At 71.9% G+C, this 8,054-nt stretch carries 7 protein-coding genes and 1 pseudogene; 1 reads left to right on the top strand and 7 read right to left on the bottom strand.

Features of this window, described 5'->3' with window-relative positions:
• Positions 1-116: 116 nt before the first annotated feature.
• Positions 117-1,028 (top strand): MerR family transcriptional regulator, encoded by a 912-nt coding sequence (locus K4G64_RS37375; protein WP_221760319.1) that lies wholly within the window; start codon positions 117-119, stop codon positions 1,026-1,028.
• A 164-nt stretch (positions 1,029-1,192) separates the two neighbouring features.
• Here K4G64_RS37375 and K4G64_RS37370 read toward each other — a convergent pair whose 3' ends face one another.
• From K4G64_RS37370 to K4G64_RS37340, 7 genes and pseudogenes are all read right to left on the bottom strand, one after another.
• Positions 1,193-2,107: a YceI family protein gene (locus K4G64_RS37370; protein ID WP_221760318.1), complete on the bottom strand. Its 915-nt coding sequence runs from the start codon at positions 2,105-2,107 to the stop codon at positions 1,193-1,195.
• A gap of 138 nt (positions 2,108-2,245) precedes the next feature.
• Positions 2,246-3,088 (bottom strand): NAD(P)H-binding protein, encoded by an 843-nt coding sequence (locus tag K4G64_RS37365; RefSeq protein WP_221760317.1) that lies wholly within the window; start codon positions 3,086-3,088, stop codon positions 2,246-2,248.
• Positions 3,089-3,175: 87 nt separating this feature from the next.
• Positions 3,176-3,592, bottom strand: a complete 417-nt coding sequence (locus K4G64_RS37360; protein WP_260461512.1) for a hypothetical protein — start codon at positions 3,590-3,592, stop codon at positions 3,176-3,178.
• 65 nt (positions 3,593-3,657) lie between these two features.
• A pseudogene (locus K4G64_RS37355) lies at positions 3,658-4,047 on the bottom strand (helix-turn-helix domain-containing protein); the annotation flags it as partial.
• 119 nt (positions 4,048-4,166) lie between these two features.
• Entirely contained in the window at positions 4,167-5,243 is a 1,077-nt protein-coding gene (locus tag K4G64_RS37350; protein ID WP_221760316.1) for a maleylacetate reductase, read from the bottom strand.
• On the bottom strand, positions 5,240-6,109 hold the full coding sequence (locus K4G64_RS37345) for an intradiol ring-cleavage dioxygenase (RefSeq protein WP_221760315.1): 870 nt from the start codon (positions 6,107-6,109) through the stop codon (positions 5,240-5,242). Before K4G64_RS37345 ends, K4G64_RS37350 begins: the two co-directional genes overlap by 4 nt.
• A gap of 169 nt (positions 6,110-6,278) precedes the next feature.
• Positions 6,279-8,027 carry an FAD-dependent monooxygenase gene (locus K4G64_RS37340; RefSeq protein WP_221760314.1) on the bottom strand — a complete coding sequence of 583 codons (1,749 nt, stop codon included), beginning with the start codon at positions 8,025-8,027 and terminating at the stop codon, positions 6,279-6,281.
• Between the last annotated feature and the right edge of the window lie 27 nt (positions 8,028-8,054).

Raw genomic sequence — 8,054 nt, 5'->3', positions numbered from 1 at the left:
GACGGGGCCAGGGATTATTCCGGGGGCTGGGGTGCGTGTCATGGGTTGCACCTTCCGTAGCGGCATGTGGTCCCGTGGACTTACGTCCCGATGCCTTGAGGAAAGGTCACCTGCTCATGCATTCGTCTTTCGTGCCACCCCGTCAGGTCAAGATCGGTGACGCGGCGGCGTTCGTCGGCAGCACGCCACGGGCGATTCGCCACTACCACGAGATCGGGCTGCTCCCCGAGCCTGAGCGGGGCGGCGATGACCGCCGCCGCTACGGGTACGAGGACTTGATCCGCTTGCTGTGGATTCGCAGGATGGCCGGCGTCGGGATCCCCCTGGACGACATCCGTGACGCCTTTACCACCAGCACGGCTTCCGCCGGTGCGGACAGCGGAGAAGGTATCGCGGGCATCCTGGAGCAGTTGGAGGAAACCCTCGCCGACCAGGAGGCGGAATTGCGGCGGCAACGGACCGCCGTGCAGCGGATGCGCACCGAAGGCAGCCGGATGGGCCTGCTCTCCGACGTCGTCACCGAACGCCTCAGGAGCTTGCCCGAGGGCTCCCTGCGCCAGGCGGACCTGGACCGTCTGCTGGTCACCGAGCGGATCTTCGGCCCACTCGGCGCGGCCGTCCAGGCCAACCGCTTCGTCGTCCTGGCCACGCATCCCACTTTGCGGGAGGAATCCGACCGCATCGATGACGCCGAGGAGGCACTCGATGACAGTGTCGCCGTCGATGATCCACGGGTGGCTCAAGTGGCCGTCGAGCGACACGCCTTCGAAAGCGCCCTGCAGGCCGTCATCGAGGAGTCCGGCCTGGGTAAGGACGACGATGCCCTCTTCGACGCCTGGGACACATTGCACCCTGCCACCGCCGATGACGTCGAGGGCGAGGCCGACCTCGGCTCCGGCAGGCGGGAGGCTGACTCCATGAGCGTGCTCGAAGCCACCGGCAAGATGCCCTACGACTTCTCCCCGGCCCGCCTGCGCTGTATGGAACTGGCCGGAGAACTCTCCGCCCAGGACTCACCCGCTACCTGAAACTCGACCTGGCCGAGGCCGGCGGCGAGATCGAACCAGAGGGGCTCGCCCGCAGGTGGCGATGCGCCGAACGCCGCCTCCTCCGACACGCGAGAAGGCGGCTCGGGCTCGGGTGGGCTCACGGCGCACTTGCCGCTCGCCCGACACACCTGCAGGTCACGGGCCTACTCCGGCGGCGTAGGCGTGTCGTGGGTGCGGTACATCGCCTGGACGTCGAGCTCCAGTTGGACCGTCGGGCCGACGACCGCGATGCCGCGGGCCAGCATGGAGCGCCAGTTGAGGGTGTAGTCCTCGCGGTGGAGTTCCGCCGTCGCCAGGGCCGCGCAGCGCAGTTCCTGGCCGTAGCCGCCGTTCACCGTGCCGAGGTATGTCGTGTCCAGGGACACCGAGCGGCTGACGCCGTGCATGGTGAGGGAACCCTGCAGCGTCCACTTGGTGCCTCCGCGGTAGGCGAAGCGCGCGCTCGTGAAGTCGATGTACGGAAAGCGTTCGACGTCGAGGAAGTCGGCGGACCGCAGGTGGTTGTCGCGGGTGGTGTTGCCGGTGGTGATGCTGGAGGCGTCGATACGGACCGACACCCGGGAGTTGGTCATGTCCTGGGCGATCTGGATACCGCCGTCGAAGCGTTCGAAGCGGCCGTGGACATGGGCCATGCCGACGTGCTTGGCGATGAACCGGATCGCCGTGTGCGGCGGGTCGAAGAGCCAGTTGCCCGGCGCCGGCAACTGGAGTGCCTCGGCGGGCTGGAGCCAGATGCGTTCGGTGGCCGGCGTGGTGCCCGGGCCCGTCTCGATCGTCTCGCGGTGCGGCCGCAGGCCCTGTGCCGAGATGAGCAGGCTGTAGCGGCCGGGCGGCAGTGCCGCGAGGAAGTAGCCGTAGGGGTCGGTCGTGCCGCGGGCGGCGACACGGTGGGTGTCCAGGGCGGTGACGGTGACGTCCGCGGCCGCCAGGGGCGAGCCCATCGGGTCGACGACCTCGCGGGCCACCGCGCCCGCGCCGTCGGGGAGGGGGAGGGCGAGGCCCGCCGCCTCGGCGGGGGTGTTCTTGAGCCACCGGCGCCGGAGCAGTGCGAGGGCCATGGTGGTCACCTTTCTTCGGGTGTGCGGCCGTGCGGTCGGCGATTCAGCGCATGCCGACGGCCGCACCTTGCTGCGGTCACACCCCCTTGTCGATCTTGACGGACCGGATTCCGGTCCGGGTGTCTCAATACGAGACAGTCATGACCGTCCTGTGAAGGCGCCGGCGTGTTCGGCCGCCCACCGGGCGAAGGTGCGCGCCGGGCGGCCGGTGACCTTCTCGACGGTGCCGGAGACCGTACGGCCCACCTCGGGGGTGTCGCCGTACGCCGTGAGCAGGAAGCCGATGACGTCCTCCGCGAGACCCGCCGCCCGCCACTGCGCGACGGCCTGCACCTCGGTCAGCTCGACCAGGGTGATCTCCCGGCCGACGGCGGCGGCGAGCGTCTTCACTTTGTCTCCGACGGTGAGCACGTCGGGGCCGGTGAGCACGTACTCCTGGCCGCCGTGCCCCTCCTCCGTGAGCGCGACTGCCGCGACGGCGCCGATGTCCGCCTCGTGGACCATGGCACTCAGCCGGTCCACGAAAGGCTCCCGCACCTCCCCCGAGGTCACGATCCCGTCCGCCCACTCCAGGGCGTTGGCCATGAACTCGACCGGCATGAGCACCGTCCAGTCCACGCCGTCGTCGGCCCGTACCGCGTCCTCCAGCGGGGTGGGGCCGCCGCCGTGCAGCACGGTGACGCGGCGGACCCCGGCGGACTTGGCGAGTTCCAGGATCCGGGGCCCGGTCTCCAGCGGGCTGAAGGCGGCACCGCCGAAGGTGATCAGGTGGAGACCGGTGACCCCCTCCAGGGCCGGGCCCAGGCCGTCCGGCTCGGTCAGGTCACCCTCGACGACGTCGGCCCCGGCCGGGAAGGCCGCCTTGGCGGCGTCGCGGGTGAGGGCGCGCACCTCGTGCCCCCGGTCGAGCAGTTCGGCGACGATCTGACGGCCGACGGTTCCGGTGGCGCCGGTGACAAGAATCCTCTGCGTCTGAGTCATGCCACGACCCTAGGAAGGCTTGCGGTCACCTTCTGTCCGCGAGACTCAGGCGGCTGAGGGCCGTGCGTGCGGTCCTCGAACGGAGGGTCACCGTTGCGGCGGGCGCAGCGATGACACGTCGTCCGGAAGCAGCTCCGGGTGGTACGCCGCCAGAGCCGCCCCGCCCAGCCACCAGCCGCGGTGGACCAGCGCCCGGCACAGGCCCGGGTCGAGGCGGTCGAAGACGGTCGGAACGAGGGCGAGATGACGGCCGTCGTAGGCCGGTTGTTCGGGGAAGGCCGCGCGCCAGCGGCGCAGGGCGGCGGTGCCGTCCGCCGGCAAGTCGGTGGAGAGCTGGACGAGGATGCCGCGGCGGGCACCGCGCGGCGGTTCACCGTCCGGGCCCGCGGCCCTCGCGCGCTCGAAGGGTTCGACGACGGCCCTGGTCCGCAGCGTGGTGCTCTGCCGGTACAGCAGCGAGTTCGCCCGCGCCAGGTCCCGGACGACCGGGACGCGCCCGTACACGCCGGAGCGCAGCAGGCCACCGGCATTGAGGACGCACAGGAAGGTGTGCCGGTAGCGGTCCGACGTTCGTAGCGGCGGACGGGTTCGCCGGTGGCCCGGTCGCAGGCAGCGAGTGCGGGCAGGCCACGACGGACGAGGATGCGATGGGCGGTGGAGGCGGCGATGTTGCAGCGGGCGGCCAGCCGCACCGGTCCGATGCGATGTTCGCGGCGCAGGCGCACCACCCGTTCCTCGAGAGTGTCCGGGGTGCGGCGGGGCTGGTGATGTGGGCGGCTGGAGCGGTCGTGCATTCCGGCGGGCCCGTGCTTGCGGTAGCGGCCCGCCCAGCGGGCGGCGGTGGTGTGGCTTACCTGGAAGCGTTCCGCGGCCCGGCGTAGCGGCCAGCCGTCGTCGACGACACACCGGGCCAGACGCAGCCTGCCGGTCGCGGTCAGCGGGGCGTTACGGTGAAACAACGAGGGCCTCCTGGGCGTCGGGTAGATGTCGCAATCCACACCGAGCCCAGAGGCCCTCGCCCCGTTCAAGGACCACGCAACGGGCGTGTCGCCTGTCACCAACGTCCCGGGACAGCACCCTAGGCCGTGGAGGGCGGGCCCCCTTCGAACGCCGCGAGCAGCACGCCCCGTACCCCGTCCACCGTCACCTCGCGCGGGTTGGCGTACGGCTCGCCCGCGGCCCGGGCCGCCGCCGGGGTCACGTCGGCTTCGGTGAGGCCGAGTTCGGCCAGGGAGCGCGGGGCGCCGAGGCGGCCGGCCAGGTCCCACAGGGCGCGGGGCACGTCGTCGGTTCCGAGGGCGCGGCGCAGGACGGTCAGCGCCTGCGGGGCCGCGGGGGCGTTGTGGGCGAGGGCGTAGGGCAGGACCACGGTGTGGGTCTCGGCGTGGGGCAGGCCGTAGGTACCGCCGAGGACGTGGCACAGCTTGTGGTGCAGCCCCATCGTCGTCGCGCCGAGGCACGCCCCGCACAGCCATGCCGCGTACAGCGCCCGGCTGCGCGCGTCGAGGTCGTCCGGGTCGGCGGCCAGTCGCGGAAGGGCCTCGGCCATGGCCCGGACGCCCTCCTCCGCCATGACCGACACCAGTGGTGAGGCGTCGGGGGCGTACAGCGCCTCGACGGCGTGCGCGAGCGCGTTGATCCCGCTGGTGACGGTCAGCGCGACGGGCAGGGAGAGGGTCAGCCGGGGGTCGTAGACGACGCTGCGGGGCTGGACGACCGGGTCGCGGCCGGTGCGTTTGGCGCCGTGCTCGGTCAGACCCCAGACCGGGGTCATCTCGGAGCCCGAGTAGGTCGACGGCACGGCGATCAGCGGGAGTCCGGTGCGCAGGGCGATCGCCTTGCCGAGCCCGATCGCGGAGCCGCCGCCGACCGCGACGCAGCCGTCCGCCCCGGCCGCCCGGACGGCCGCGACGGCCCGGTCGGCGTCCTCGACGGGCACGTGCATCCGCGCCTCGGCGTGCACTCCCGCGCAGCTGTCGCCGAGCGCTTCCGCGACGGCCCGGGCCACCGGCTCGCCCCGGCTGCCGCACACGACGAGCAGCCGCCTCAGGCCCAGGCGCGCCGCCTCGTCCGGAGTCGCGGTGACGGCCGCGCCGGGCCGGAACACGACCCGCACGGGCCGGGTCTCGTACGTGAAATCCTGCTGGAACGTCATACGGCCTGCTCCAGGACGAGGTCGAAGCGCGCGTGCCGGAAGGGGTTCCCCACGCCGAACTCCCGGGCCAGGGACGCATCGTCGGTCTCGGCGAAGTCCTGGATCAGGCTCCGCTTCACGGCGAACACCGCGTCGGAGTCGAGGTAGTCGCCGCCGGCCACGAAGATGTGCGTGGTGACGGGCGCGTGGCCCTCGGCCGCGGCGATGAAGTGGATGTGCGCGGGGCGGTAGGGGTGCCGTCCGGTCGCGCGCAGCAGCGCGCCCACGGGGCCGTCAGTGGGGATGGGATACGCCGCCGGGACGCAGGTGCGGAACCAGAAGCGGCCCTCGGCGTCGGCGGTGAACAGCCCGCGTCCGTTGCCCGCGGGCTGGACGCCGGGCTGCTGGACGTCGTAGAAGCCCTTGTCGTCGGCCTGCCAGACGTCGACGACTGCGCCGGGCAGCGGGGTGCCGTCGGCGGACCGCACCCGGCCGCTCACGACGCACTTCTCGCCCCCGCCGACCAGGTCGATGTCGTCGCCGAGTGCGCGGACCGGCGACTCGGTCATGTGGAAGGGGCCCAGCACGGTCGACTCGGTGGCGCCCGACGCGCGATCACCGCTCAGCGTCTCCACCAGCATGGACAGGCCCAGCACGTCCGACAGCAGGATGAACTCCTGCCGGGTGTCGGTGCACATCTGCCCGGTCGCGGTCAGGAAGGCGATCGCCCGTTCCCACTCGTCCTGGGTGAGACGGGTCTCGCGCGCGAAGTCGTGCAGATGACGGACGAGGCCGGTGAGCAGTTCACGCAGCCGCGGGTCGGCGGTCCCGCCCAGGCTGGCGAGGGCCTGCTCGGTGACGCCGTCCCTGGTCGCATCGGTGGTCATCCCGCTCCTCGTCGTCGACGTCCGTTCTTCCAGATTTCCGGGTTCCTACCGCTCTTCCGGTTGCTACGGCTCTTCCGGTTGCTACGGCTCTTCCGGTTGCTACGGCTCTTCCGCTTCGTACCGCTCTTCCGCTGCTTCTGGCTCTTCCACTGCCTCCATGATGGCGCGGTCAGGCGTGCCCGAGGATTCGCCGCAGCGCGTCCGCGAGCAGTTCTTCGGCGTCCGGGCCGGCGGAGGCGTGCCGGAAGGCGACGAAACCGTCCGGGCGTACCAGGAGGGCGCCCGCGTCCGGGACCTCACGCAGCCGCGCCCAGTCTCCGTACGGATCCTCGTACTGCCGCCCCGGGCCGATCACCACCGCGGCGATCTCCACCGCCTGCGCCTCGGCCGCCCGCACCCAGGCCTCTCCCCCGATGCCGGTCAACAGGGTGAAACGGCCCCGGCCGATGGTGTCGAGGGTCGAGAGCGTGCGGGTGCCGGAGGTGATCCAGGCGTGCGGGAGCCGGGCGCCGGGGCGGGAGGACGGCTGGTGGTACAGCTCGGGGTCGCGGGCGAAGCCGGGGTCGGGCGTGCCGTCCGGGACGATCGCGGCGGAAGCCCCGGCGTCGTAGCGCTGATTGAGGTCGACACCGTGGGCGTTGAACTCGTAGACCTTGAAGGCGATCGCCTCGCGCAGTGCGGCCCGCTGCTTCTCGGCGGCCTCGGTGGCGTCCTTGCGGGCGGCGATGTTGGCCCACAGCTGCTCGGGAGTCTGCGGGGAGAGCCCGTCGAGGGCCTCGAAGACCGGGGCGGTCTCGCGGATGGACCGGTTGGCGCGGGTGACGATCTGCCGGCCGATCGGGGCGCGCTCGGCGGTGTAGCTGTCGAGCAGCCTGGGGTGGGCGGTGCCGTCGAGGACCAGTTTGAGCTTCCAGGCGAGGTTGTAGGCGTCCTGGATCGAGGTGTTGGAGCCGAGGCCGTTGGACGGCGGATGCCGGTGCACGGCGTCTCCGGCGCAGAAGATCCGGCCGTCTGCGTACGTCTCGGCGTACATCTCGTTGACGGTCCACGCCGAGGACGACTTGACGGTCACGGGGATGTCGTCGTCCCCGACGAGCGTCCGGACGACCGACTCGGCGTACTCGGTGGTCAGGTCGGGCGCGCCGGCGTTCACGTCGTAGCCCCACACGATCAGCCACTCGTTCCAGGGGCGTACACAGCGCACCAGGCCGGCTCCGATGCCTCCGACCGTCGCGCCCGGGGCGAGGACCCAGTAGAGGGTGGACGGGCGGTGGGCGGTGTACCGGCTCAGGTCCGCCTCGAAGACGATGTTGATGCTGCCGGCGACGCCCATCTGACCACCCATCGGCAGCCCGGCGTCCTCGGCGACCTTCGAGCGCCCGCCGTCGGCGCCGATCAGGTACTTGGCGCGGATCTCGTACGTGTCCCCGCGCAGCCGGTCGCGGACGGTGGCGGTGACGCCGTCGGCGTCGTGGGTGTGGGAGAGGTACTCGTTCTGGAAGCGGAGCCGGGTGCCGCGGGCGACGGCCGCGTTCACGAGGACCGGCTCCATGAGGTGCTGCGGCATGTCGCACATGCGGGTGGGGCTGGCGAGTTCGTGCTCGGCCTGCACGAGCGGGTCGTTGCCCCAGGAGCGCACCCGGCCCAGTTCCTCGCCCGCGAGGCTCGTGCAGAACGTCGTATTGCCCATCAGGTGCTGCGGGGTGGACTGCGCGACGACCTCCTGCTCCACTCCGAGGTCGCGCAGTACTTCCATGGTGCGCTGGTTGGTGATGTGCGCGCGGGGTGTGTCGGCGAGGCTCGCGTAGCGGGTCACCATGATGTTGGGGACGCCGTAGGTGCTCAGGGCGAGCGCGGCCGAGGCACCGGCCGGGCCGCTGCCCACGATCAGGACGTCGGTCTCGACGACGGTGGACAAGGGCGCTCCTGCGGAAGGGGGTTGGGG

The sequence above is a fragment of the Streptomyces sp. WAC04114 genome (assembly GCF_019733245.1).
GTDB lineage: Bacteria > Actinomycetota > Actinomycetes > Streptomycetales > Streptomycetaceae > Streptomyces > Streptomyces massasporeus_A.
This window is presented reverse-complemented; position numbering and strand designations above follow the sequence as displayed.

Excerpts from the sequence above, each read along its gene's own strand:
- K4G64_RS37375 (WP_221760319.1), top strand. The coding sequence starts at position 117 with ATGCATTCGTCTTTCGTGCCACCCCGTCAGGTCAAGATCGGTGACGCG.
- K4G64_RS37370 (WP_221760318.1), bottom strand. The coding sequence starts at position 2,107 with ATGGCCCTCGCACTGCTCCGGCGCCGGTGGCTCAAGAACACCCCCGCC.
- K4G64_RS37365 (WP_221760317.1), bottom strand. The coding sequence starts at position 3,088 with ATGACTCAGACGCAGAGGATTCTTGTCACCGGCGCCACCGGAACCGTC.
- K4G64_RS37350 (WP_221760316.1), bottom strand. The coding sequence starts at position 5,243 with ATGACGTTCCAGCAGGATTTCACGTACGAGACCCGGCCCGTGCGGGTC.
- K4G64_RS37345 (WP_221760315.1), bottom strand. The coding sequence starts at position 6,109 with ATGACCACCGATGCGACCAGGGACGGCGTCACCGAGCAGGCCCTCGCC.